This is a genomic window from Brucella cytisi (genome assembly GCF_038433355.1).
In the GTDB taxonomy this organism is placed as follows: Bacteria; Pseudomonadota; Alphaproteobacteria; order Rhizobiales; family Rhizobiaceae; genus Brucella; species Brucella cytisi.
Window position 1 is genome coordinate 211,714 of the sequence record NZ_JBCAUP010000011.1, and the last position, 25,120, is coordinate 236,833.

Below are 25,120 nucleotides of genomic sequence, written 5' to 3' on the forward strand. Positions count from 1 at the left end.
TATAATGAGTGATGCATTACGGATCGGCGTTGCCGGGCTCGGCACCGTTGGTGCTTCGGTGTTGCGTATCCTGCGTGACAAGTCCGAAATGCTCACGCGCCAGTGCGGCAAGCCTGTAACGGTTACGGCGGTCAGCGCCCGCGACCGCACGCGGGACCGCGGTATCGATCTTTCCGGTATTGCCTGGTTCGACGATCCGGTCGAACTGGCCAAATCTGCCGATATCGACGTTTTCGTCGAGCTGATCGGCGGCGAGGACGGTCCGGCCAAGGCTTCCGTCGAAGCGGCTCTGCGCGCCGGTCGTCATGTCGTGACCGCCAACAAGGCCCTGCTTGCACGCCATGGCGTTGCGCTTGCCAAGATCGCCGAAGACAAGGGCGTTCTGCTCAATTTCGAAGCGGCTGTTGCGGGTGGCATTCCGGTTATCAAGGCGATGCGTGAATCGCTGACCGGCAATACGGTTTCGCGCGTCTATGGCATCATGAACGGCACCTGCAACTATATCCTGACCCGGATGTGGGAAGAGGGTATTTCGTTTGAAGACTGTCTCAAGGACGCGCAGCGCCTCGGTTATGCCGAAGCTGATCCCACGTTCGACATCGAAGGCAATGATACGGCGCACAAGCTGGCGCTCCTGACCAGCCTTGCCTTTGGTACGCAGATCGCTGCCGACGATATCTATCTGGAAGGCATCAGCAATATTTCGCTGGCCGATATTCGCGCTGCCGACGAACTCGGCTATCGCATCAAGCTTCTGGGCGTCGCGCAGAAGACCGATACGGGCATTGAACAGCGCGTGCACCCGACGATGGTGCCGACCTCGTCGGTCATCGCGCAGGTTCATGGCGTCACCAACGCCGTGGCAATCGAAACCGATCTTCTGGGCGAGCTTTTGCTTTCCGGTCCCGGTGCAGGCGGCAATGCGACGGCTTCCGCCGTGATCGGTGATGTTGCGGATATCGCCAAGAGCCGTCCGGGCTTCCAGCATGGTCCGGTGTTCGGCACGCCTGCCAAGGCATTGCAGCCTTACAAGCGCGCCAAGATGCGCAAGCACGCGGGCGGTTACTTCATCCGCCTGACCGTCCTTGACCGTATTGGCGCTTTTGCGGCCATTGCCAAGCGCATGGCTGAAAACGATATTTCGCTGGAATCGATTGTCCAGCGTCCACCAATGGATGGCGCAGCCAACGAAGGCATCAAGACGGTCATCCTCGTCACGCATGAGACGACTGAAGCAGCCGTCAAGAAGGCGCTGGAAGCAATCCTCAAGGACGATCATCTGGTCGATAAACCGCAGATGATCCGCATCGAACGCGCCGGGTGAGAACCGGCGTGACTGCCTCTCTTGCAGGTTGGATTCACCTTTGTTATGAAAGCCGGGTCGGATTTGATCCGGCTTAATTCGTTTCAAGAGACAAAATAGGAAAAGGAGGGCTGTATGATGTATGTGACGCGTCATGATCATCACCGTCAGCACGGCCCCGATTTTGCCCTGCATAAGTAACTTGTGCAGGGCGGAAAAAGACTGAAATCACTGTCTTATTCTGCCTTTTCCTGAAGGCGCGGTCGTTGAACCGCTGCCGGACATTCGCCAGCACATCTATTCGTGTCACGGTTTGGAAACCGGGCATTCGTGCGTGGCAGAATTGGACTGATTGCCATGTCTCTTGTTTCTATCCAGAATCTTTCCCTGACCCTTCATGAACCTCTGTTTGCCAATCTCGATCTCGTTATAGGCGAGGGCGAGCGGCTTGGCATTGTCGCTGCCAACGGGCGCGGCAAGACCAGTCTTCTGCGTCTCCTTGTCGGGGAGGGCGATCCGACACTTGGCACCATCACGCAGTCGCGCGGGTTGAAGATCGGCTATGTCAGCCAGTATGTGCCCGAAAACCTGTTGAACCGCAGTTTCTATGAGGTTGTGCTGGATGGGCTTGACGAAGAAGCGCGCGATTATGAAAGCTGGCGCGCCGATATCGTGCTGGATGACCTCAACGTCACCGAAGAACTGCGGCAGCGCCCCATAGGGCAGTTAAGCGGCGGCTGGCAGCGGCTTGCACTTCTGGCGCGCGCTTGGGTTTCCGAACCTGATGTTCTTCTTCTCGACGAACCGACCAACCATCTGGACCTTGAAAAAGTGCGGTTGCTGGAAGACTGGCTGAATGCGCTGCCGCGTTCGGTTGCGGTGGTCGTCAGCAGTCACGACCGCGCTTTCCTTGATGCGGTTACGAAGCGAACGCTGTTTCTGCGGGCGGAAAAATCACCGGTTTTCGCCTTGCCATATAGTCAGGCGCGTGTTGCGCTTGATGAAATCGACGCGGCCGATGCCCGGCAATTTGAAAAGGACATGAAAACAGTCCAGCAGTTGCGCAAGCAGGCGGCGAAGCTCAACAATATTGGCATCAATTCGGGTAGTGATCTGCTCGTGATCAAGACCAAGCAGTTGAAAGCGCGGGCCGACAAGATCGAGGAAAGCGCCAAGGCGGGGCATGTGGAACGCTCTGCCGGCAAGATCATACTGAGCAGTCGAGGCAGCCACGCCAAGGCACTGGTTGTTCTCGATCAGGTCGAAATTGCCACGCCCGATAGGCGGCGTCTCTTCAAGACAGGACAGCTTTGGATCAATCCCGGCGACCGTATTGTTCTGCTGGGGGCCAATGGCATGGGCAAGACTCGGTTGCTGACGCTCGTGCGCGAGGCCATCCTTGCGCCGGATCAGGCACAAGCCGGTATCAAGGCAACGCCGTCACTGGTGCTTGGATATAGCGATCAGGCCCTGTCGGAACTTCGCTCGAACTGGACGCCATTCGAGACGATTGCAAGAAGGTTCGATATTGGCGACCAGCGGACGCGATCCTTGCTGGCCGGGGCGGGCATGACGCTTGAAATGCAAGCCAAACCGCTGGAACGTTTGTCCGGCGGGCAGAAGGCGCGACTTGCCATGCTGGTTCTGCGACTGACCAATCCGAACTTTTATATTCTTGATGAACCAACCAATCATCTCGATATCGAAGGTCAGGAAGCGCTGGAGGTGGAACTGCTGCGCAACGAGGCGGCGAGCCTGATCGTCTCGCATGACCGTAGTTTTGTTCGCAATGTCGGCAACCGTTTCTGGATGATCGAAAGAAAAAAGCTGGTCGAAGTGGAAACTCCGGAGTTTTTCTTTGATGGAATCGGAAGCTGATTGCCCGCAACATCTTTTGGTTGTTTAACAATTTCTGCAACTTCTGGTCGGGTGTGAGCGTTCACATCCGGCCCGGACATGAAACGAAGCGTGTATAGCTTAAATCGATTAAGAGTTTGAGCGTACATTGTTTTTAGCTCTCTCGCCCTTGCAGGGGGCGGGGGACTTTGACAAAAGGTTTGCACAGTGTCGCTATAAGAGGCGGCAATCGCGGGCTTCATGTGCCGCGTCCACGCAATTCGAATTCAGGACTTTGTTCAAATGGCCAAGACCGCAGAGCAGCACCCGCATGGATTAGCCCAGGGACTGGATCGCATTCTCACACTCGAACTGGTCCGCGTGGCCGAGCGTGCAGCGGTCGCCGCGGCGAGGCTGCGTGGCCGTGGCGACGAAATGGCTGCTGATCAGGCCGCCGTCGATGCCATGCGTCAGGAATTGAACCGTCTTCCGATCGCCGGAACGGTTGTTATCGGTGAAGGCGAGCGTGACGAAGCGCCGATGCTCTATATCGGCGAAGAAGTTGGCACCAAGCAGGGACCGGACGTCGATATCGCGCTTGATCCGCTGGAAGGCACCACGATTTGCGCCAAGAATCTGCCGAACTCGCTTGCTGTCATCGCGATCGCCGAGAAGGGCAATCTGCTTTATGCGCCTGATGTCTACATGGAAAAGATCGCCGTTGGTCCGGGCTACTCGAAGGGCGTCGTGGACCTTGATGCCAGCCCGACGGACAACATCATGTCCGTCGCCAAGGCGAAGGGCGTGAAGCCGAATGAAATCACCGCCTGCATCATGGATCGCCCGCGCCATGCCCGTTTGATCGAGGAAGTGCGGGCGACCGGCGCTGCCATCCGCCTCATCGGCGACGGTGACGTGGCCGGTGTGATGCATACGACCAACCCGGACGAAACCGGTATCGACATCTATATCGGTATTGGCGGCGCGCCTGAAGGCGTTCTGGCTGCGGCAGCACTGCGCTGCATTGGTGGCCAGATGCAGGGCCGCCTTCAGCTCAATACCGATGAAAAGATCGCTCGTGCCGCGAAGATGGGCATTGCGGACCCCAAGAAGGTCTATTCTCTGGAAGAAATGGCCAAGGGCGACGTGCTTTTTGCCGCTACCGGCGTGACGGATGGCAACATGCTCTCCGGTGTGAAGTTTGCCCGCGACTATATCCAGACGCACACTATCGTCATGCGTTCAAGCTCGCAGACGGTGCGTGAAATCAAGGCAAGGCATCAGGATCTGTCCAAGTTCTAGGGGATTGCGCGAGAACGGTTCAGCCTAAATCTTGGCAGGATTGAGCGTAGAATAGTCAAAGGCGGCATTGCAAAAATGCCGCCTTTGTCATGTTCTCGTTATCTCAGGTTTTGGGCATAGACTGCAATGCTTTCAGAACCAGCTTTGTGATATCCGCGTGGATGTCCGCACGCGGACGGCGGGCATCGTCACTGCAAATGGGGTCTACCTCACTCGCAGATTTGAGCCGGTCTGCAGCGCCTTTCTTGCATTCGGGCAGAAAGCTGAAATGGGTTGCGCCAGCGACAGTGACATAAGTTCCCTGCGGTGTGATCGATGCCAGCTTATCGGCAACCACTCCCGGAGGGATTGTCTCAACTTCTCCAAGATTGATGAAGCTCATGGGAATTGAAATCGATGCAAGGCTTTGTGCATCGTAAGCTTGCGCGAGGCCGGGGTCGATCATTATGGCTGACGCGATGCGGCGGTCGAGATTGGATTGCTCGAAGCGGCTCTTGTCCACTGAGCGTAGATCGACTTTATCGACTTTTATCTGCTTATCATCTCGGTAGCCGACGCCGCCAGCATACCATGCGCAGTCCCACTTGCCGTAGGTGTCGCAATAACGGGCATAAGCTTCGAGATTGGCTCTTGCCCCCGCAATTTCCATTGCTGCGGCGCCGCCGAGCGAGAAGCCGAGAACGCTAATCTTGTTTTTGTCGATTATTCCGCTCCATGCGGGATCTGTAGTCATCGTATCGATTACTGCTGACAGGTCGCCTGTGCGTTGCCAGATTTTCGGCGTGTCTTGTGGGGTGGAATCACCGCTGGTCGTGCCGGGGTGATTGGGGGCCGCGACGATAATGCCTGCCTTGATTAGTTCGGTTGCAAGCCAGGCCATACCCTGAGCGCGGCCGCCGGAGCCATGCGACATGACAAGCAGTGGGAAGCTACCCTTTTCCGGTGTGGCGTCGATTACAGCCGGAGCGCCTTTGAAAATTATATTGTCCCCGATAAGGGTAGCTTTGCCATCGATTGCGGCTGGGTACCATACACTGACTTCAAGATTGCGGCCCGGTTCAGCGCCGCTGATTTTGATTTCTCGCTGGCCGACATCATGGGCCTGGCTGGGTACGGCGATAAAAAGGGTGAGAAGGGCGCTGACGATATGAAAACGAAACATGGTTATCTCCCGTGGTTGACAGAACACGGAAAACGTCACCTGTTTTCGCGAGAGTTGCGTCCTTAATCATGATTCAGGTCGTTTCTAATCGCGATTTCGGCCATGATCGGTTGTCTGCATATTGATCGTGTGTGCTTTATGATTTTCATTCCTTTGCCATTCGTCTCCACACTTTTGCTTCTGTTACTGCTGGCCGTATTGCTGCACCGTTTCGGTTGGAACGGAGCGAACCGCCCCTTCCTTTTCGTGTTGGGATTGAGTGCCTTGCAATCCCTCATTGTAGGACTGCGCTGGGGTTATGGCGTTACAGAACTCCGCTATGTTTTACCTGTTCTGGCCAGTTGTTTGCCGGGGCTGACGCTCACGAGTTTCAGAAGCCTGATCCATCGGGATGAAGCAGGCGATAGCGTTCTTGGCTGGTTTCACGTATTGCCGCCATTTGGTGTTGCTGCACTTGTATATTTTGCACCGGGTCTGATCGATCTGGCGCTGATTGGACTTTACGTTGGCTATGCATTTGCCCTGTTGTTGCTTGGGCGCTCTGGTCCAGATGCATTGGATGCGGCACGCCTGGATAGTGCGATGGCAGCGCATCGGGCTCTTGTCATTGCTGCTGCATCGCTGTGCCTTTCTGCCTTGTTTGATCTGGTGGTGGTTCTGGATTTCCAATGGCAGAAAGGCGATTCTGCGGCTGCGATCATCGGCAATGGCAATCTATTGGGTCTGTTTCTCATCGGCCTGACAGCGTTGGTGGCAGCCCGCGCGAAAGTCGCGCCGGAACTGGATTTTGAAACAGCACCACCCGAACCAAACGCGGAAGCAGACCGCAATGTTCTGGACAAGATCGAAGCGCTCTTGACTGAGCAAAGACTTTTTCTCGATGAGAACCTGACGCTATCGCGGTTGGCGCGGCGCGCCTGCATTCCGACACGTCAAATATCGGGAGCCATCAATCGGCTGACAGGCAAGAATGTTTCCCGCTTCATCAATGACTATAGAATTGCCGAAGCTTGTCGGCGGCTTCAAAAGTCCGGCACTTCTATAACGGCTGTAATGTTTGAATCCGGATTTCAGACCAAATCGAACTTCAATCGCGAGTTTCGACGGGTGACGTCGCTTAGTCCTGCTGATTGGCGAGATAAAAATCGTCTGTCTTGACCGTTTGCCGCCTTTTGTGTCTTTAGAAACTTATGACGACAGAGCGCTTTTTCCTCGGAATAAAACAATCCGCAACCGGACAGAAATGGGTAGACCGGCTTGGCCTGCGTGAGGCCAATACGGCGCTTGCCATTGCGCAGCATCACGGCATTTCCGATCTGGTTGCACGCGTGCTTGCCGGGCGGGGGGTGTCGGTAGAAAACGCGCCGGAATTTGTCGATCCGACGCTGCGCAATCTCATGCCCGACCCGGCGACGCTCACAGATATGGAAAATGCGGCAAGCCGTATTGCCGATGCCATTCTGCGTCGCGAGACCGTGGCCATTTTTGGCGATTACGATGTCGATGGGGCGTGTTCTTCCGCCTTGATGGCGCGTTTTCTCAAACATTACGGCATTCAGCACTCCATCTATATTCCCGACCGGATTTTTGAAGGTTACGGCCCCAATCCCGATGCCATGCGCGATCTGGTCGCCAAGGGTGCGACCCTTATCGTCACAGTCGATTGTGGCACCAACAGCGCACCGTCGATTACAGCCGCCAAGCAGGCTGGAGCGGATGTCCTCGTGCTCGATCACCATCAGGTCGGCGGCGATCTGCCTGAAGATGCGATGGCTATCGTTAATCCCAACCGGGAAGACGATATTTCGCAGCAGGGGCATCTTTGTGCCGCAGGCGTGGTCTTTCTGACATTGGCACAGGTGACCAAAATCCTGCGTGAGCGCGGCAAGGGATCAGGCCCTGATCTTCTTTCCCTGCTGGATCTGGTGGCGCTGGCAACGGTTTGCGATGTGGTGCCGTTGACCGGCGTGAACCGCGCTTTCGTCGTCAAAGGACTGGTCGTTGCGCGGTCGCAGAGCAATGTCGGCCTTGCGGCTTTGGCGCGCGTTGCCCGCATTGGCGAACCGCTCAATGTCTTTCACCTCGGCTATCTTATCGGGCCGCGCATCAATGCTGGCGGGCGTATCGGCGATGCGGGGCTTGGCGCTCGATTGCTGACGCTGGATGATCCCGCAACGGCGGATCGTATTGCCGTGGAACTTGACCGGCTCAATCAGGAGCGTCAGGCCATGGAAGCTGAGATGCTTATGGAGGCGGAAGCGGAAGCTTCGCTGGAAATATCCGGCGGTGCGGGCGCATCGGTGATCGTGACGGCAAGTGACCGCTGGCATCCCGGTATCGTTGGGTTGCTGGCCTCGCGGCTTAAGGAAAAGGCTCGGCGGCCAGCCTTTGCCATTGCTTTCAACGCCAATGGTGTCGGATCGGGTTCCGGTCGCTCGATCATGGGGCTTGATCTCGGCAAGCTGGTGCGGGGCGCGGTGGAACGCGGGCTGCTCGTCAAGGGTGGTGGCCATGCCATGGCGGCCGGTATCACCATCGAGCGCGCAAATCTCGGCGCGTTGCGGGCTTATCTTGAAGAAGAATCGGCGCATATCGTTTCGCGCTTGCGCGAGAACCAGAGCCTGTCCATCGACGGCGCGCTGGCCGCATCGGGCGCAACAGTGTCGCTCTATGAAGCCTTGCAGAAGGCTGGGCCATACGGTTCTGCGCATCCGCAGCCCATATTGGCGCTGCCGCATCATATATTGGCCGATGTGCGTGGCGTGGGGCGCGATCATGTGCGTGTCGCGTTGCGTGGCGCGGATGGAAAGCGCGTCAATGCCATCGCCTTCCGGGCGGCGGAAGGCGATCTGGGGCGGTTCCTGTTCAACAATATCGGTCAGAGCGTCCATGTGGCAGGCAATCTGTCACTAAATCATTGGAATGGCTCGGTCACGCCTCAGATACAGATTCTGGATGCCGCTTTGCCTGTTTAAAGTCCCGGCTCGTTTGAAGGTTCTGGGTCCATTTGAAATTTCTGGATTTTTTGTCTTCACGCTCTTGTGAGGTGTGGGGGCGAATTCCCATATGAGCACTGATTTAAACATTCAGACATGACTCTAAGTGGGAGAAACCGATGCCGGGTTCCGGAAGCCGCCTGACCAAACTGACAGCTGCAATGGTATTGGGGCTGATTGCCTCTTTTGCTGCGGTCGATTTCGCCGAGGCTCGCCGTGCGGGCGGTGGTGGTTTCGGTAGCCGTGGCGCGCGCACCTATCAGGCGCCAGCGCCGACGCGCACTGCACCTAACAATGCCGCACCGATGGAACGTTCGATGACGCCGAATACCGGCGCGACGCAGACCAACCGTCCGGGCGCAACAGGCACGCAGAATGCTGCGCAGGCACAGCGTTCCGGCGGTATGTTCGGTAACTTCGGTCGCTCCATGCTGGGCGGTCTTCTCGTCGGCGGTCTGATCGGCATGCTGCTCGGCAACGGCCTTGGCGGTCTTGCCGGCATGTTCGGCCTGTTGTTGCAGGTTGCGGTGATCGCGCTCATTGCGATGTTTGTCATGCGTATGTTCGCAAATCGTCGCCAGCCTGCAGCGGCGGGCGCCGGTAACACAGGCGCGCAGCCTTTCGGTGCGGCAAAGACCGCAGCCCCGCAAGCTGGTTCACAGGCCGGTTTTGGTGGTCGTACGCCTTCGGTGAACCCGTTCGAGACCAAGCAGGCAGCCGCTCCTGTTACTCCCGCCGCTCCGGCGGTTGAAGATGAACCGATGGATGTCGGTCAGGAGGATCTGGATCGTTTCGAACAGATGCTTGCTGAAGTCCAGACCGCCTATGGCCGTGAGGATTATGCAGCGCTGCGCAAGCTCGCTACCCCGGAAGCCATGTCCTATCTGGCCGAAGAACTGGGCGAGATCGCTTCCAGCGGCATGCGCAACGAAGTGAAGGACGTCAAGCTTCTGCAGGGCGACGTTTCCGAAGCATGGCGCGAAGGCGATGTCGAATACGCAACCGTTGCAATCCGCTATTCGGCGATCGACGTGATGCTGGATCGCAATACCGGCGCTGTCGTCGAAGGCAATCCGGATGAGCCGGTGGAAAGCGTCGAGCTCTGGACGTTCACTCGCACGGATGGCGGCGAATGGCTTCTCGCAGCCATTCAGGGAACGGAATAATTGTTCAGAATTAAGAAAAAGCCCGGTCGCGAGACCGGGCTTTTTGTTTTTCGCATGTCTTTCTCCCGAAACCGGTTTCCACTTTCGGGAGACATGCTCTGTTACCAGCTACCGATATTTTCGGCTGAACCCCAAGGCTCCTGCGGCGCCAGACGGTCGCCTTTCTGGATCAGTTCGATGGAAATGCCATCGGGCGATTTGATGAAGGCCATGTGCCCGTCACGCGGCGGACGATTGATGGTGACGCCTGCATCCTGCAGCTTCTGGCAAGTAGTGTAGATATCATCGACCATATAGGCGAGATGGCCGAAATTGCGGCCGCCCGTATAGGTCTCCGGATCCCAGTTGAAGGTGAGTTCCAGTTCCGGCGCCCGCTCTGCCTTCGCCCGATCCGTATCGGAGGGCGCAGCGAGAAAAATCAGCGTGAAGCGGCCTTTGTCATTTTCAGTGCGGCGGATTTCTTCGAGGCCGAGTTTGTTTACATAAAAATCGAGAGATTCGTCGATGTCGCGAATTCGGACCATCGTGTGCAGATAGCGCATAGTCTTTTCCTCGGCTGTTGTAATTCAGGACGGCTGACGTTCGGGAAACGCAAGGACATCGAATCCGATGTCGGAGGCCGAACGTCAAGTTATCATGGACAGAGTGACGTTCAAAAATTTTGAGCAGCAGATGTGACCGGAAATGTCCTGAACATGTCATTGCCAAATTGACGACCGGCCATATTTCAGGTGGTGGGTCAGTTTCAAACGCTGCTGTGCCGGGAAAAGTAACCATGAAGTTGTGAAGTCTGTGGTCTTCATGGGGACGGATGCAAGTTTGGGCTTGCCGCCTCCGGTTAAGGAAGTGTTATTCTTTGGACAAGAATCAGGTCGGAATCGCAACGGAAGAACAGAGGAGGGGCGAACGCATGGCGGACAAGTCTGTGTCTAATGACCAGTTTCACAGCCAGCACGCCTCGGAAGAGCTGGGCGATATCATCGAAGTCTCGGGCCATATCAAATGGTTCGACGTAGCCAAGGGCTACGGCTTCATTGTTCCAGACCAGCCGGGCCTTAATGACATTCTTCTCCATGTGACGTCACTGCGTCGCGACGGCTTCCAGACTGCTCTGGAAGGCGCGCGCATCGTTTGTGAAGTTCGCAATGGCGATCGCGGCCTGCAATGTTTCCGCGTCCTGTCGATGGATACGTCTACCGCCGTTCATCCGGCGCAGATGCCGCCGCAGCGCACTCATGTGACTGTTACGCCGTCGAGCGGCCTTGAGCGCGTGATCGTCAAGTGGTTCAATCGCACCAAGGGCTTCGGCTTCCTGACGCGCGGCGAGGGGACGGAAGATATTTTCATCCATATGGAAACGCTGCGTCGTTTCGGCATGATGGAACTGCGCCCCGGTCAGGTCGTTCTTATTCGTTTCGGCGAAGGCGACAAGGGCCTGATGGCGGCTGAAATCCATCCGGATATCGGCACGGCAATTCCAGTTTCGCATTAGAGCATGTCTCCCGAAAGTGGGAACCGGTTTCGGGGTAAAGACATGCTTAAAAACAAATGGATAGAGCGGTTCCAATAGTTCCGCTTTAACCAGAACGGCTCTAGGGCACGACCGTTAAAAGCGCGCCAAATTTCTCAATTCTTGTAACAAGCAGGTGAAGGCCGCTTTGTGCGGCCTGAGCGGTCTTGTCGTCACTCTGTCCCGTTGATAGGTTCCAAGCCTGTTTGTTTACAAGCCAGTTTGTTGATCTGAGTGGGCAGGGTATGGGCCGCATTTTTCTCGCTTTTGCATTTGTTTTCTTCGCATTCGTTGCTCAGGCCGATGAGACACAGCCGATGCGGCTGCCGGTCGACAAGGAACCGCTGACATTCATTACCTCCAATGGCAACAAGGTAAATTTTGCGCTGGAGGTGGCTGAAAGCGACGATGCGCGTGTGCGCGGCCTGATGTGGCGCACGGATTTTCCCAAGGATCGCGCCATGATCTTCGTGTTCGGAGAAATGCGCCGTGTCATGATGTGGATGCAGAATACACCGTCGCCTCTTGATATGATTTTCCTTGATGACAAGGGACGCGTATCGGCCATTCACGAAAATGCGGTGCCATTCTCCGAAAATATCATTTCATCTGAAGTTCCGGCAGCGTATGTCGTGGAGGTTCTGGCCGGTACGGTTAAACGAACCGGCATAAAGATTGGTGACAAAGCGGTCCATCGCGTAATTTGTGGCGAATGCCGGTCGTGACGCTGCTGTACTAAAATCAAGAGGAATAATCAGGTGAGTTCCCTCGATATCGAATATTTCGAACATGACGGTTTGCGTCTGGCATATCGTCAGGACGGAGAAGGCGATCCGATCCTGCTCATTCATGGCTTCGCTTCTTCAAGTCTCGTCAACTGGGTTTCTCCCGGCTGGTTCCGTACGCTGACCGAAGCCGGATATCGCGTTATCGCCATCGATAATCGTGGGCACGGGCTTTCCGCGAAGCCCCATGATGCTGACGATTACACGCCGACAAAAATGGCGGCTGATGCCGCAGCCCTGCTCGATCATCTCGGGATCGAAAAGGCGCATGTCATGGGCTATTCCATGGGCGCACGCATCACCGCATTTCTGGCGATTGAACACGCCGAGCGCGTTCATAGCGCTGTTTTCGGTGGGCTTGGCATCGGTATGGTGACTGGCGCTGGCGACTGGGAGCCTATTGGCGAGGCGCTGCTTGCAGAAGATCCGACCACGATCACGCATCCACGTGGGCAGATGTTTCGGAAATTTGCCGACCAGACCAAGAGTGACCGTATCGCCCTTGCAGCCTGCGTGATTACCTCCAAGGAGCTGGTTCCCGCTGCCGCGATTGCACGCATCATGCAGCCTGTTCTCGTGGCCGTCGGCACGACCGATGATATTGCAGGCAGCGCGCAGGAACTCGCCGATCTTCTGCCAAATGGACAGGCCGTCGATATTCCGGACCGCGACCATATGCTGGCCGTTGGTGACAAGGTCTACAAGCAGGCGGTGTTGAAATTTTTGAAAGAAAACCCACTTTGAACCGAGGTTGATCTTGGACAAAGAATGCGCCAACCGGGCGCGTCAAATTCGGCTGTGTCAAGGCAAAGCATTTTAAGTTATGCTGCGCGCCGAACTCGTATTGCGGCGTGGGGACTGAGCGAAAAGTTCGGCTGTCGTCTCCTCCTCGCGCGGTGCAAAACTGGAGTATGCATATGTCCGTTCGCACATCAGCGAAAGCGACCCCCGGTCTGGGTCAGGTCGATCCCATCTGGCATTCCATTCGTGCCGAAGCGGAGGAAGCGGCCAAGAACGATCCCGTGTTGGGCACGTTCCTCTATGCGACGATCCTCAACCAGCCGAGCCTGGAAGATGCGGTCATGCATCGTATCGCTGAACGTCTCGGGCACGCCGATCTGAGCGCCGATATTCTGCGCCAGACCTTTGACGCGATGCTGGATGCCAATCCGGATTGGTCCCAGATTGTCCGCGTTGATATTCAGGCGGTTTATGATCGCGATCCGGCCTATAGCCGCTTCATGGACCCTATCCTTTATCTGAAGGGTTTCCATGCGATCCAGACCCATCGTCTGGCGCATTGGCTTTACCATGAAGGCCGCAAGGATTTTGCCTATTATCTGCAAAGCCGCTCGTCATCGATCTTCCAGACCGATATTCATCCGGCCGCACGGCTTGGCAGCGGCCTTTTCCTTGATCATGCGACCGGACTTGTGGTCGGCGAAACAGCGTTGATCGAAGACAATGTTTCGATTCTTCACGGTGTCACACTCGGCGGCACGGGCAAATCGAGCGGCGACCGTCATCCGAAAATCCGTCACGGTGTGCTGATCGGTGCTGGCGCGAAAATTCTTGGCAATATCGAAGTCGGTCATTGCTCGAAAATCGCTGCTGGTTCAGTGGTTCTGAAGCCTGTTCCGAACAATGTCACGGTAGCCGGTGTACCGGCCCGGATCATGGGTGATACGGGTTGCGCCGAGCCTTCCCGCGTCATGGACCAGATGCTGGGCGAAGGGATTTAGGCGATACATCGTATCGTTGCAGTTTGAACAAGGCCGCTTGCTGGTTTTTTCCAGTAGGCGGCCTATATTCTGTCTAAAGAGGCTATTGGACGCCAACATCCCTTGAGTCCCCGTTTATCGGGGGTTTACATAGGAAATTGCCGGGTGCAATAAACCGGCTCAATTCAATATCAGGAGAAGCCGGTTGAAACCCGAAGAACTCAAAAAACTGGACGCCTATTTCAAACGGACTTTCAATAATCCCGGCCTGCAGGTGAAGGCGCGTCCGCGCAAGAACGACTCCGCCGAGCTTTACCTCAACGACGAATTCCTAGGCCTGGTCTATAAGGACGAGGATGAAGGCGAACTCTCCTACAATTTCTCGATGGCCATTCTCGACGTCGATCTTTGATCGGTCGCGGTAACCGCGTCGCAAACGACGCTGATGCCGGGCAGGAATGTTCTTTGACGCCCTTTCCTATGGAGAGGGCGTTTTGTTGTCCAGATATGACTCCAGATATGACTAATGAGGATTCATGAAGATCATCGCTGCCACGCTGGCCCTTTCTGTCATGCTGCCATCAGTCGTCCGTGCCCAGGCTATCGAGGATGACGGAACCTGCCCGAAGCTCGCAGAGAACTTCAAAACCATCTATTTCGGATTTCCCGATATCAAGAAGGATTCCATCGAGCGGATCGTGAGCTGGAAAGCCTCTTGCGCGAGCAAGGCGCCCGTCGGCAAGGAAAATGTCGTCGCTTTATGCACCGCCCATATGACCAGCGAAGGCAGCGTTTTCTTCTGGATCAAGGCGGGCGTGGAATCAGAGCTGAGCGGTTATGAGATTTGCGATTATCCCTGAGAACGCCAGATAGTTTTGACCCTTGGTTGTCTTTATGAAATTCGGTTTTTCATTGGCCATGCTTTTGGTGGTCCTGTCCTTAGCGGCGCGCGCAGAAGTCCTCGGCGCTATCGAAACCGAGCAGGACGATGGCTCACGGTCGGTCATTGAGATCCTCGATGAAAACCGCAAAGCATCGGGAAATGCGACGGCGCTTACGCCGCTGCAGCCTATGTTGTGGACCACAACTACTCGCTTCTCGCGGGAAAAGGATGCTGGAAGTTTCTTGGGTCGGCAGAAATACTAAAGCTGGAGATCGTGCTGGCTGCCACGGAGGAGCATCTTTTGAGCGGAGTTCCGCTCATCAAGGTCAAGTTCAGGGAAGGTGGACAAAGAGCTTTCCTGGAGTTGAACGGAGAGTAGAAGCGCTCAGGACTGCCGATGTCGTTCCAGTCCGTCGACTAATAGCATCAAGCCAAAATCGAACAGATTTTCTGCGCCATCTGCATCCAGTATTGCTATGGTTTTGGCAATTTCCGATGTCGCATTGATGCTTACGGCATCGTTCGGCACGCTTTCGTGGATGTCGGCCTGTTGTTCCAGCGCTGAACCGACAACATAATGGCTTATGGCGATTAGCGCGCGTGCTGCTTTTGCGGGTGCAAAGCCTGCCTGAATCAAAAACTCGATCTGGGCATCCGCCTGTCCCGCCTGATTGTTATTCGGGCGGGTTCCGGCGTGAATGTGCGCACCGTCACGATAAGTCAACAATGCCCGCCGGAAACTACGTGCATTTTCAATCAGAAAATGACGCCAGTTCTCCCCAGCGCGGGGTAAGGCGTGGTCGTGATGCTCTGCCAAAATCGTTTCCGCAAGGGCATCCAGCAGCACACGTTTGTTTTTGAAATGCCAGTAGAGAGCAGGTTGTTGCACACCCAGCCGTTCCGCCAGACGACGGGTCGTCAGGCCTTCTTCTCCAACCTCGTTCAATAGTTCCAGTGCCGTTTGTATCACGACATCACGGTGCAGTTTTGCCAATGCGCTCACCAAATCAGTTGTGTCTTGACAATTTATCATTGATAAATTTTAAGTCCAGTTCCTTATCGTTGATAAATTGTGAGGCTGGCATGAAACGCACATTGATGATTGTTCTCGCCGTTACTGCGTTGGACGCGGTGGGAATCGGGCTGGTGATGCCTGTCCTGCCCAGTTTGCTACGGGATGTGGCTCATTCCGACGATGTGGCGGGGCACTATGGCGTGTTGCTGTCTCTTTATGCACTGATGCAGGTGTTCTTTGCCCCAGTTCTGGGGCAAATGTCCGACCGGTTTGGCCGGAAGCCGATCCTGCTTGGCTCGCTCATTGGTGCGATGATCGACTATGCCATCATGTCTGCCGCCCCTCATCTCTGGGTTCTTTATGTCGGGCGCATCCTATCGGGCATGATGGGGGCAACGATGGCGGTTGCAGGGGCTTGCATAGCGGATACGGTGGAAGAGGGCGCACGTACTCGAGCTTTTGGCTGGCTGGGCGCATGTTATGGCGGCGGTATGATTCTTGGACCGGTCATTGGCGGCGCGTTAGGAAGTATATCACCGACAGCTCCATTTGCGGCCGCCGCCGCGGTCAACGGTCTTATGGCCCTATCTGTCTACCTTGTGATGCCGGAGGTACGCCGAACAACCAAACCGGAGCCTCAGGCGAAGGGACTTCATGGCGCTCTTATGCCATCGGGTGTGCAGAAGGGGCTGAAACCGTTGCTATGGGTTTTCTTTCTCCTGCAATTGGTAGGGCAAATACCAGCTGCCTTATGGGTGATATTCACTGAAGATCGTTTCCATTGGGATACGACATATGTCGGCTTGTCACTTGCGGCGTTCGGTTTGCTGCATGCTATGTTTCAATGGCTTGGTACGGGGCGTCTCGTCGCAACAATTGGAGCTGGATATACGATAATCATCGGAATAGCGGCTGATGGGCTGGGCATGGCATCTCTCGCGATCGCGACAGAAGGATGGATGACTGTGCCAATCCTCATCTTGCTGGCATTTGGCGGGATAGCGATGCCAGCTCTGCAATCCGTCCTGTCGGATAAGACCAGTCAAGACAAGCAAGGCGCGCTTCAGGGGATGCTGGGAAGTCTTACAAATATCAGTGCCGTCGCAGGGCCGGCAATCTTTACAGCCCTTTATATGAGAACTGCAGCCAGCTGGAACGGATGGGTGTGGTTGTTTGGGCCTGCAATCTATCTGGCAGCCGCTCCATCGCTCATTTTTGTTCGGTGTCAGTCGGCGGGCTTGCCGTCAAGAAGATGAGCGTTGGCAAAATTGACGACCGCATTGTCCAGTGACTTCCATTCGCCAAGCATGGAGCGGGGGAAGCGATAAAGTATCTGCAAGTCGCGGCCGAACTGGACATCGCGCTCGCATGAATTGAAGCTTTCCGCACCGCTATCCGCAAGACATCGTGCAACGAATTCCGGCTTGCCGCTGCTCGGATCGGACAAGACGAGTTCCTCGCCCTTGTAACCGCTGCTTTCCAGAAAACGGTGTACCGTCAGGTTTCCGGGGGCGGTTTCCCCGTTCGGGTCTATCAACTCGGCATAGATGGGCAGATAGCGCCCGCTCATGTCGCGGGACATGGTTCGCTGTTCGATAGACATGAAAATGAGATGCCGCTTCGAAGTGAGAAGGTTGAAGATGGCGCGGTCGCGTTCCGTATAGCCGGTAAGCCCCGGCCAGCGGGCATAAAGATCGAGACGCCCCGTTACCCCGTCACGTCGCTGGTTCGAAAAGCGGATCATATTGGCTGGAATCGACAGGACATTGTTGCCAATGATGATTTCATAAGCGTGCGTGCTGTCGGAGTGTCCGCCGCGCGCAAGCAGCGGACCAAGCAGACGCCCGCCAACATTTACGGCAACCGAAAGCAGAATCAGGACGATAACCGCCAACAGCAGCCAGCCGAAGTGGCGGCTTCCCATTTTCGAGGCGGTGTAATCTGGTGCTGTTTCCATCTGGGTGTCATGGTGATGATATTGCAAAAGAATATCGGTCTTTTATGGTTAACAGAGCGTGAAGTCGTGCTTGTATGACTGCTTGAAACGGCTTAGCGATTCAATATCGAGTTTGCTGATGGAGGAAGAACATGCCGATCTATGCATATAACGGGCACAAGCCGCTATTCGCGGACCGCAGCAGCAACTGGATCGCGCCTGATGCGACCCTGATCGGCAAGATCGTTGTGGGTGAGAATGCCGGGTTCTGGTTCGGTGCCGTATTGCGCGGCGATAATGAGCCGATCACCATTGGCGATGACACCAATGTTCAGGAAAACACCATCATGCATACCGATATCGGCTTTCCGCTCACAGTCGGTGCAGGGTGCACCATCGGGCATCGGGCCATACTTCATGGCTGCACCGTTGGCGACAACACATTGATCGGCATGGGAGCCATCGTTCTCAATGGCGCGAAGATCGGAAAGAATTGTCTGATCGGGGCAGGGGCGCTTGTGACAGAGGGCAAGGAAATACCGGACAATTCGCTGGTCGTCGGTTCTCCTGCGCGAATCCTCCGGGAACTGGACGATGCTGCGGTCGAGAAACTCAGACTTTCCGCGGAGCATTACGTCGAGAAGGGCCGGTCTTTCATGCGTGGGCTGGAGCCGGCCTGAAAAGAAAAAGGACGGGGCCAGAGGGAGACTGACGACCCGTCCTTGTTTGTTTTGTCTTTTGGTTAGTTCTTGATGCTGCCGACCAAGAGTTCGCGGTCGCTCTTGATCGAGACCCAGCTACCGGTGTTCGTGGTCGACTGGCGCTTGAGATAGGTATAGTCGGTCTTGTTCCAGGCGAGGACGCGGGTATCGAGATTGTCGAGAATGAAGTCACCGCGGTCGGTGCGAACGGTCAGAACCGCATGACCTTCACCGTTTGGCTGGCGAACCACTGTGAAAAGCAGCGTATTTGCCGGGATGCCGAGCGCCATCAATTCACGACGCTTCAAAAGCATGTAGTCGTCGCAGTCGCCGACTGTTGTCGGATATTCCCAGTATTCCTCGCGACCCCAGGCTTCCATATCGGTCATCGGCGCAATCTTTTCGTTGACACTCGCATTGACCGCGATGATCTGTTTCCAGATTTCCGGTGTCAGCTTCAGCATATTGCTGTTGCGGCTGGTGATGTTGCATTCGGACTTGTAGCGATCGCAGAATTCGTAGTGGCCAATCGGCTGCGAAGTGCGTTCGTCGGTCGTCATCCACGGTGAATTGGAGGCGGGGCTTGCTGCCTCTGCCAGTCCGATTCCAAGCAGCATCAGGATGGCTGCGATGATTGTTTGTTCTGTCATTCTTTTGTCTCCCTGTTGGAGACCAAGATGACTTAGACAATTTGAAGGCACGCAAATTTGCGCGCGAAAATGCGAGTCAAATTCGATTAAAAGTGCAAATAACGCTGAAACTTTTTGTCAACGAACGGACAAATTCAGGGCAAAATGGGCTGTTCTTGCGGCTTTTTCGTGATTGCGGGCATTTCGCGGTTTGCCATTCCGTAACCTTGACACGCGTTCATCTTTTGGGCGGATCTTTCAGCCGAAAAGATTGTCCAGTGTTGTGCTGGTCTGGATGGTGGCGAATTCGATTGCAAAACCGCCCTGGAAATGACGGACGACAGTTCCCCGGATCGGTCCAAGCATGACGCCGCTCTTGATCGCGGGCTTGAACTCGCTTTCGATTGCCGCACCGGAAAGCGAAAGGTCCGCAATGCGGCACAGTCTTTGGGCGCCATCGGCAAAAGTAATGTTCTGCTGGGTCTTGCGCGGCACGACACGTTCGTGACGGCGATCTTCGGGCAGGGCAAGTTCGTGCTTGTTGGCAAGCCAGGTCAACTGTGCGGAAAGCTTGTCTTTCTTCTGTTCGGAGGTCGACAGGAGAATGTGGAAACCTTCGGATGTAACCTCGTTGGCAATTCCTTCAATCCGTCCCACGTGATCGATATAGGCGATGATCCGTTCGCCGTTACGCGGCGTTGCAATGCCGCTCATGAGCGCAGTTCCCGGCGACATGCGCTTGATGATGCAGGGAAATTCGCTGCGATTTTCCAGCATGTAGCGACCGTTGAGATCGACATTCACGGCGTTGAAATTTTCCTGCCGCACATTGCTTGCAGGAGATGCCGCAGCAAATCTATTCATCAAAGCCGATCCATCTCGAAATTGGGTACTCTTATTATCCGTCACAATACAGCAGCCGTTGATAAAGAGAAATCGCGATTTCAACCCTACGTCAGGCTTTGCCGCCCTTGATGACGCGCAATTTCGGAGCGGCGTGCTCCTGTGGCTGCGTCAGGCGAACATTCGTCCACTCCCGGCCTGTTCGGGGTGCATTCACCGTGATGGCAGCCGATTTTCGGATGTCATCCGCAAGAATCAGATCGGGCGCCACCGGGTCGATGGAATTCAAATGCCCGAGGACGATTGGATCGGCTCCGACCCACGCGACGGAATCAAGCACGGCGATGCTGCCAAGCAGGCTGATCTGCCCGTTTGGCGCCTCCAGTGGGGCGAGAAACATTTCCAGCCCGAGGCTTCGCCCGGACATGCTGATTCCCACATGCGAAACGAGGGCAGGGACTTCCAGGCTACTTACATTTTCCGACAGTTCGCCAAGGGCTGCCCGGTCCCGCTCGGACCAGAGCGAGAGAAACCGTGTGTTCTTCAGTTCGCGACCGAAAAGGGTGCAGATGCGTGTTCCCGCCAGACGAAACGACAGGTCGCCGTCTTTTTCAGCCTCAAGGAAGAAGAGGTCGGACAGATGGCGCCCGAGCTTGCGCGGCTCGATCTGTTCGCGCATCGGCGCGCGAAAGAAACCGCTTTCAGTGCGGGCCAAACGCTGCCATTCGGTGAAAATCGCGATCGTACTGCGGTGTTTCATCATGCGCCGTTGATTTGTCCGTTGCACGCGGAGGCTGGCTCCGCTGTTGAACGCATTAAAATAGTATTAACGGCGAGGATGCCAGTTTAACCCTTTCTTCATCCACCGGGCTCGTTCGTTAAGGTTAATAATAAGTAATGGTTGCACGGCACTGAAAGACGCGCTTTGATAGGACATCAGACGAAGCCTTTGACTTGGTTGGCGTTTTTCTGAGCTCCAGATTTAATTTCGCGAAAGATTTCTGTTCGCGTGAAGGCCGACCGGGAACGTCCGTCGGCCTTTATTTTTAACAAATTCTGCCCTATCAACATGCATCGACCAGACGCAAAAGGCTCCTTCGATCCAATTGCGGTGCTTCGCATAAAATAGAAAGCAGCAGTTCATGAGCGTTCCCCAGCCGGAAATGAACGGCAGTAACCGCCGGTCGGGCGGTAGTGAGCCGATGTTCAATATTCCGGGCGTTGTTCTCGCTCTGATTGGCCTCTGCGCCGCAGTCTATATTTACCAGAATTACCTCATCAGCGAGCAGCAGAACTATGAATTCATGCTGAACTTCGCGCTCATTCCGGCGCGGTTCTCGCTGGCGGACGGGTTCACCGATCCCGCCGCACTTTTTACGCTCATCAGCTATTCCTTCATGCATGGCGGCTTCGCCCATATTGCCGTCAACATGATTTGGCTTGCGGCTTTCGGTTCCCCGTTGGCCGGGCGCATCGGTACCGGACGAATGATCGTTTTCTGGATATTCACTTCGGTGATTGCCGGGTTGACCCATTATGCGATCTATCCGGACAGTGTTTCGCCACTGGTGGGCGCATCGGGCGCGATTTCGGGAATGATGGGTGCAGCGGCGCGTTACGGTTTTCGTCGCATCGGCCATGGACGCAGATCGGAATTCGCAGGCCCCGTTCTTCCGGTGGGGCTGACCCTGACGCTGAAGCCCGTCCTGACTTTTGTGGGTGTCTGGTTCCTGATCAACATCATTACCGGTCTTTATTCGACTGGCGGGGCGGACCTTTCCAGCATTGCCTGGGAAGCGCATATAGGCGGCTTCATTGCCGGCTTCTTCGGTATTTCACTGATGGACCGCCCACGCAGCTATGATGCCGTGCTGAGGCGATAGGTTCTGCACTCTTTTGGCTTTGACAAAGCCTTCTCCCCATTTGATGCCACTTGCTAATCGGACGGTCGAAGCGCACCATCATGGAACGTGGTGGGAGGAGCTGCGTTCTGCTTCATATGGCGTTTGAACGCCAGAAGCAGCGAGTGCTAAATCTTGGAGGGACTTTGGCATGACCGTAAGATCGATTCTCGAGACAAAGGGCAGGGATGTAGTGGTTATCGCACCTGCCGATACACTATCCCACGCTGTCGCCATGTTGAACAAACACAAGATCGGCGCTCTGGTGGTGTGCGACGAGGCCGGTCGAATTAAGGGAATCCTGTCAGAGCGCGATGTGGTGCGTGCTGTCGCCGCTCAAGAAACCAAGGCCATGAGCATGCCGGTCACCGAGGTCATGACGGCAAAAGTGCAGGTTTGTCGCGAACATCACACGATCAATCAGGTGATGGAAATCATGACACGAAGCCGATTCCGCCATATGCCGGTGGAAGAACATGGCAAGCTCGTGGGAATCATCTCGATTGGTGACGTTGTGAAGCGGCGCATCGAAGATGTTGAGCGCGAGGCGGAAGATATTCGCACCTATATCGCCACTGCCTGAGAGCATTTCCAGCGACAGTGCGAAGCGGTTTCGCGTAGGATAATGCGTACAAACAAAGAGATAGAGCGGTTCCACGCTTCTGTTTGAGCTGGAACCGCTCCGGGTCATCGCGATTCTATATCTCCCGGCAGAAAACCGGCCGGGAGGCATTTCATTGAAGAGTCATACTCGAATCAACGCGCGCAGATATCGCTCAGCAGCGTAAAGCGAGATTGCTGCCGCATTCGATACGTTGAGCGACTTGATTTCGCCCGGCATGTCGAGGCGGGCAAGCGCGGTGACTGTTTCGCGCGTCTTTTGACGCAGGCCTTTGCCTTCTGCACCCAGTACCAGGGCGATTCGTCCGCCGGACAAGGTGGCTTCCATTTCCTGTGGCCCTTCCGAATCAAGACCGATGGTCTGGAACCCGAGGCTGTGCAGTTCTTCAATCGCTTCGGCCAGATTGCGCACTTCGATATGAGAGATCATTTCGAGTGCACCGGAGGCGGCCTTCGCCAGAACGCCGGTTTCCTGCGGGCTGTGACGGCTTGTCGTAATCAGCGCGCCAGCTCCGAAGGCGACGGCTGAACGCATGATAGCGCCGACATTGTGCGGATCGGTAACCTGATCGAGAACGAGAAGCAGCGGGCTGTCCTTAAGTTCGGACAGTTTACGGGCGCGCAGCGGCTCAGCTTCTATCATGACGCCCTGATGGACGGCCTCGGAACCGGTTTCCTTGTCGATATCGCGCGGATCAACGATTTCGACAGGGAAGGGGAGAGATTCAGCCTCTCCGATCTCAAGTCGAGCGAATCCGTTTCGCGTCGCGCGCATGCGCAATATCTTGCGTTCCGAGTTTTCCACGGCGGCGCGGACTGTATGCAGGCCATAAAGCCGTACGGTTCCCTCAGTCACGGCACCTGCCGAAATGGAAGGACGCTGCGATTTGCGCGGTGATTTGCCTTCGGTCACGGCCTTCTGGTCGCGATGCTGGCGGCGCAGGCGCGCATAATGAGAATCTTTTGGGGTGCGGGGCGAGTTTTGATCGGTCATGGCGTGCTTATAACTCTTTAGGTGAGCGGAAGATAGCGACTTCACCTGTGATTGCTATCAGGCTGTTCTGATTGCAAAATAATCTCTGATGGCTGGAAAATCCTGAGAAATGCGGGCGTTTGAGCCTATGGAACAGGAGCGTGGAAGAGGATCTTTCCACGACGTTGTGGACGGACATGCATTCTTTTCGCTTTTACCCTGTTGACAGGGGATAAGCTTATCGTCATAAGGCCCCTCGCGGATCGACGGCTGGCCCAACAGTCAGCCAGAACCCCGCGGAAATGCCTAGTCGCTCGACTCTGCTGATAGTGTTATCTGGAGGGATGCCCGAGTGGTTAAAGGGGACGGACTGTAAATCCGTTGGCTATGCCTACGTTGGTTCAAATCCAACTCCCTCCACCACTGTCGGATCAGAGTTAAGAGTGCGCGGGTATAGCTCAATGGTAGAGCAGCAGCCTTCCAAGCTGAATACGCGGGTTCGATTCCCGCTACCCGCTCCAAATTTTTCAGAGCGGTTTGGCGTGTAAGGAATCATCGACGGGCGGTTCGCCGTTCCGTTTTGGCATAAATGCTGGCCCGAAAGCCAAAAGGCTTTTGTGCTGGCGCTTGAGCGGTTCTAGAACAAAGAGAACAACGGCGATGGCAAAGAGCAAATTCGAACGTACGAAGCCCCACGTTAACATCGGCACGATTGGTCACGTTGACCATGGCAAGACGTCGCTGACTGCAGCGATCACGAAGTTTTTCGGCGAGTTCAAGGCGTATGACCAGATCGACGCCGCTCCTGAAGAGCGCGCCCGCGGCATCACGATCTCGACGGCACACGTCGAGTACGAAACGCCGAACCGTCACTATGCACACGTCGACTGCCCAGGTCACGCTGACTATGTGAAGAACATGATCACCGGTGCTGCCCAGATGGACGGCGCAATTCTGGTTGTTTCGGCCGCTGACGGCCCGATGCCGCAGACCCGTGAGCACATCCTGCTCGCTCGTCAGGTTGGCGTTCCGGCAATCGTCGTGTTCCTGAACAAGTGCGACCAGGTTGACGATGCAGAACTGCTCGAACTGGTTGAACTGGAAGTACGCGAACTTCTGTCGAAGTACGACTTCCCGGGCGACGAAGTTCCGATCATCAAGGGCTCGGCTCTTGCTGCTCTGGAAGATTCTTCGAAGGAACTGGGCGAAGACGCCGTTCGTTCGCTGATGGCCGCTGTTGACGACTACATTCCGACCCCGGAACGTCCGATCGACCAGCCGTTCCTGATGCCGATCGAAGACGTGTTCTCGATCTCGGGCCGTGGTACGGTTGTGACGGGTCGCGTTGAGCGCGGTATAGTCAAGGTTGGTGAAGAAGTTGAAATCGTCGGCATCAAGGCGACGGCGAAGACGACGGTTACCGGCGTTGAAATGTTCCGCAAGCTGCTCGATCAGGGCCAGGCTGGCGACAACATCGGCGCTCTGATCCGTGGTGTTGGCCGTGAAGACGTTGAACGCGGCCAGGTTCTCTGCAAGCCGGGTTCTGTGAAGCCGCACACCAAGTTCAAGGCAGAAGCCTACATTCTGACCAAGGACGAAGGTGGCCGTCATACGCCGTTCTTCACGAACTACCGTCCGCAGTTCTACTTCCGCACGACGGACGTGACCGGTGTTGTCACGCTGCCGGAAGGCACGGAAATGGTTATGCCTGGCGACAACGTCGCTATGGACGTCACCCTGATCGTGCCGATCGCCATGGAAGAGAAGCTCCGCTTCGCTATCCGTGAAGGCGGCCGCACCGTCGGTGCAGGCATCGTCTCCTCGATCATCGAGTAAT

The 25,120-nt window shown here is 55.7% G+C and carries 26 protein-coding genes and 2 tRNA genes; 20 read left to right on the forward strand and 8 right to left on the reverse strand.

From position 1 onward, the window contains the following. Positions 1-4: 4 nt before the first annotated feature. The 3 genes from AAE521_RS12665 to glpX all read left to right on the forward strand — a co-directional run bounded on the left by AAE521_RS12665 (position 5) and on the right by glpX (position 4,441). A complete protein-coding gene (locus tag AAE521_RS12665) occupies positions 5-1,324 on the forward strand; it encodes a homoserine dehydrogenase (protein ID WP_010659878.1) in 1,320 nt (439 codons plus the stop codon). 336 nt (positions 1,325-1,660) lie between these two features. Then, positions 1,661-3,181, forward strand: coding sequence for an ABC-F family ATP-binding cassette domain-containing protein (locus AAE521_RS12670; protein ID WP_342061479.1), 1,521 nt, complete (start codon positions 1,661-1,663; stop codon positions 3,179-3,181). A gap of 261 nt (positions 3,182-3,442) precedes the next feature. Continuing rightward, positions 3,443-4,441 carry a class II fructose-bisphosphatase gene (gene glpX, locus AAE521_RS12675; RefSeq protein WP_342061460.1) on the forward strand — a complete coding sequence of 333 codons (999 nt, stop codon included), beginning with the start codon at positions 3,443-3,445 and terminating at the stop codon, positions 4,439-4,441. A gap of 103 nt (positions 4,442-4,544) precedes the next feature. On the opposite strand, the gene AAE521_RS12680 is transcribed toward glpX, so the two are convergent. Then, the gene (locus AAE521_RS12680) at positions 4,545-5,603 is read right to left on the reverse strand and encodes an alpha/beta hydrolase family protein (RefSeq protein ID WP_342061461.1); all 1,059 of its coding nucleotides are present in this window, start codon (positions 5,601-5,603) and stop codon (positions 4,545-4,547) included. 138 nt (positions 5,604-5,741) lie between these two features. On the opposite strand from AAE521_RS12680, the gene AAE521_RS12685 reads away from it, so the two are divergent. The 3 genes from AAE521_RS12685 (at position 5,742) to AAE521_RS12695 (ending at position 9,765) form a co-directional block, all read left to right on the forward strand. After that, entirely contained in the window at positions 5,742-6,761 is a 1,020-nt protein-coding gene (locus AAE521_RS12685) for a helix-turn-helix domain-containing protein (RefSeq protein ID WP_342061462.1), read from the forward strand. Between the two features lie 32 nt (positions 6,762-6,793). After that, entirely contained in the window at positions 6,794-8,578 is a 1,785-nt protein-coding gene (recJ, locus tag AAE521_RS12690) for a single-stranded-DNA-specific exonuclease RecJ (protein ID WP_342061463.1), read from the forward strand. 140 nt (positions 8,579-8,718) lie between these two features. After that, complete coding sequence (locus tag AAE521_RS12695) at positions 8,719-9,765, forward strand: Tim44 domain-containing protein (protein WP_036585264.1); 1,047 nt, start codon at positions 8,719-8,721, stop codon at positions 9,763-9,765. A 101-nt stretch (positions 9,766-9,866) separates the two neighbouring features. On the opposite strand, the gene AAE521_RS12700 is transcribed toward AAE521_RS12695, so the two are convergent. Continuing rightward, positions 9,867-10,307 (reverse strand): VOC family protein, encoded by a 441-nt coding sequence (locus AAE521_RS12700; RefSeq protein WP_342061464.1) that lies wholly within the window; start codon positions 10,305-10,307, stop codon positions 9,867-9,869. A gap of 368 nt (positions 10,308-10,675) precedes the next feature. Here AAE521_RS12700 and AAE521_RS12705 point away from each other — a divergent pair, with 368 nt between their 5' ends. The 7 genes from AAE521_RS12705 (at position 10,676) to AAE521_RS12735 (ending at position 14,927) form a co-directional block, all read left to right on the forward strand. Beyond that, positions 10,676-11,257 carry a cold-shock protein gene (locus AAE521_RS12705; RefSeq protein ID WP_010659886.1) on the forward strand — a complete coding sequence of 194 codons (582 nt, stop codon included), beginning with the start codon at positions 10,676-10,678 and terminating at the stop codon, positions 11,255-11,257. A gap of 263 nt (positions 11,258-11,520) precedes the next feature. After that, positions 11,521-12,000, forward strand: coding sequence for a DUF192 domain-containing protein (locus tag AAE521_RS12710; protein ID WP_071630116.1), 480 nt, complete (start codon positions 11,521-11,523; stop codon positions 11,998-12,000). Between the two features lie 33 nt (positions 12,001-12,033). After that, on the forward strand, positions 12,034-12,804 hold the full coding sequence (locus AAE521_RS12715; RefSeq protein WP_342061465.1) for an alpha/beta fold hydrolase: 771 nt from the start codon (positions 12,034-12,036) through the stop codon (positions 12,802-12,804). A 173-nt stretch (positions 12,805-12,977) separates the two neighbouring features. Next, on the forward strand, positions 12,978-13,802 hold the full coding sequence (gene cysE / locus AAE521_RS12720; protein WP_071630118.1) for a serine O-acetyltransferase: 825 nt from the start codon (positions 12,978-12,980) through the stop codon (positions 13,800-13,802). Positions 13,803-13,986: 184 nt separating this feature from the next. Next, positions 13,987-14,193, forward strand: coding sequence for a DUF3126 family protein (locus AAE521_RS12725; RefSeq protein ID WP_010659890.1), 207 nt, complete (start codon positions 13,987-13,989; stop codon positions 14,191-14,193). Between the two features lie 124 nt (positions 14,194-14,317). Then, positions 14,318-14,641, forward strand: a complete 324-nt coding sequence (locus tag AAE521_RS12730; RefSeq protein WP_342061466.1) for a hypothetical protein — start codon at positions 14,318-14,320, stop codon at positions 14,639-14,641. Positions 14,642-14,675: 34 nt separating this feature from the next. After that, the gene (locus AAE521_RS12735; RefSeq protein WP_342061467.1) at positions 14,676-14,927 is read left to right on the forward strand and encodes a hypothetical protein; all 252 of its coding nucleotides are present in this window, start codon (positions 14,676-14,678) and stop codon (positions 14,925-14,927) included. Positions 14,928-15,049: 122 nt separating this feature from the next. On the opposite strand, the gene tetR is transcribed toward AAE521_RS12735, so the two are convergent. Then, entirely contained in the window at positions 15,050-15,667 is a 618-nt protein-coding gene (gene tetR / locus AAE521_RS12740; RefSeq protein ID WP_342061468.1) for a tetracycline resistance transcriptional repressor TetR, read from the reverse strand. 80 nt (positions 15,668-15,747) lie between these two features. On the opposite strand from tetR, the gene tet reads away from it, so the two are divergent. Beyond that, on the forward strand, positions 15,748-16,935 hold the full coding sequence (gene tet / locus AAE521_RS12745; protein WP_342061469.1) for a Tet(A)/Tet(B)/Tet(C) family tetracycline efflux MFS transporter: 1,188 nt from the start codon (positions 15,748-15,750) through the stop codon (positions 16,933-16,935). Here the strand turns inward: tet and AAE521_RS12750 are convergent. Beyond that, positions 16,905-17,636, reverse strand: a complete 732-nt coding sequence (locus tag AAE521_RS12750; RefSeq protein WP_342061470.1) for a hypothetical protein — start codon at positions 17,634-17,636, stop codon at positions 16,905-16,907. The genes tet and AAE521_RS12750 overlap by 31 nt on opposite strands. A 131-nt stretch (positions 17,637-17,767) precedes the next feature. On the opposite strand from AAE521_RS12750, the gene AAE521_RS12755 reads away from it, so the two are divergent. After that, positions 17,768-18,295, forward strand: coding sequence for a gamma carbonic anhydrase family protein (locus tag AAE521_RS12755; RefSeq protein ID WP_342061471.1), 528 nt, complete (start codon positions 17,768-17,770; stop codon positions 18,293-18,295). Between the two features lie 62 nt (positions 18,296-18,357). Here AAE521_RS12755 and AAE521_RS12760 read toward each other — a convergent pair whose 3' ends face one another. The 3 genes from AAE521_RS12760 to AAE521_RS12770 form a co-directional block, all read right to left on the reverse strand. After that, positions 18,358-18,966 (reverse strand): transglutaminase-like cysteine peptidase, encoded by a 609-nt coding sequence (locus AAE521_RS12760; RefSeq protein ID WP_342061472.1) that lies wholly within the window; start codon positions 18,964-18,966, stop codon positions 18,358-18,360. A 237-nt stretch (positions 18,967-19,203) separates the two neighbouring features. Further along, complete coding sequence (locus AAE521_RS12765; RefSeq protein ID WP_342061473.1) at positions 19,204-19,809, reverse strand: PilZ domain-containing protein; 606 nt, start codon at positions 19,807-19,809, stop codon at positions 19,204-19,206. 91 nt (positions 19,810-19,900) lie between these two features. Further along, positions 19,901-20,548, reverse strand: a complete 648-nt coding sequence (locus AAE521_RS12770) for a PAS domain-containing protein (RefSeq protein WP_342061480.1) — start codon at positions 20,546-20,548, stop codon at positions 19,901-19,903. Between the two features lie 382 nt (positions 20,549-20,930). On the opposite strand from AAE521_RS12770, the gene AAE521_RS12775 reads away from it, so the two are divergent. Continuing rightward, the gene (locus tag AAE521_RS12775; protein WP_029928849.1) at positions 20,931-21,671 is read left to right on the forward strand and encodes a rhomboid family intramembrane serine protease; all 741 of its coding nucleotides are present in this window, start codon (positions 20,931-20,933) and stop codon (positions 21,669-21,671) included. 169 nt (positions 21,672-21,840) lie between these two features. Continuing rightward, a complete protein-coding gene (locus AAE521_RS12780; RefSeq protein ID WP_012091904.1) occupies positions 21,841-22,272 on the forward strand; it encodes a CBS domain-containing protein in 432 nt (143 codons plus the stop codon). A 162-nt stretch (positions 22,273-22,434) separates the two neighbouring features. On the opposite strand, the gene rlmB is transcribed toward AAE521_RS12780, so the two are convergent. Next, the gene (rlmB, locus tag AAE521_RS12785; RefSeq protein ID WP_342061474.1) at positions 22,435-23,304 is read right to left on the reverse strand and encodes a 23S rRNA (guanosine(2251)-2'-O)-methyltransferase RlmB; all 870 of its coding nucleotides are present in this window, start codon (positions 23,302-23,304) and stop codon (positions 22,435-22,437) included. Between the two features lie 317 nt (positions 23,305-23,621). On the opposite strand from rlmB, the gene AAE521_RS12790 reads away from it, so the two are divergent. The 3 genes from AAE521_RS12790 to tuf all read left to right on the forward strand — a co-directional run bounded on the left by AAE521_RS12790 (position 23,622) and on the right by tuf (position 25,119). Continuing rightward, a tRNA-Tyr gene (locus tag AAE521_RS12790) sits at positions 23,622-23,706 on the forward strand. A gap of 24 nt (positions 23,707-23,730) precedes the next feature. Then, positions 23,731-23,804, forward strand: a tRNA-Gly gene (locus tag AAE521_RS12795). A gap of 139 nt (positions 23,805-23,943) precedes the next feature. Continuing rightward, entirely contained in the window at positions 23,944-25,119 is a 1,176-nt protein-coding gene (gene tuf, locus AAE521_RS12800; protein WP_012091906.1) for an elongation factor Tu, read from the forward strand. Position 25,120 lies beyond the last annotated feature (1 nt).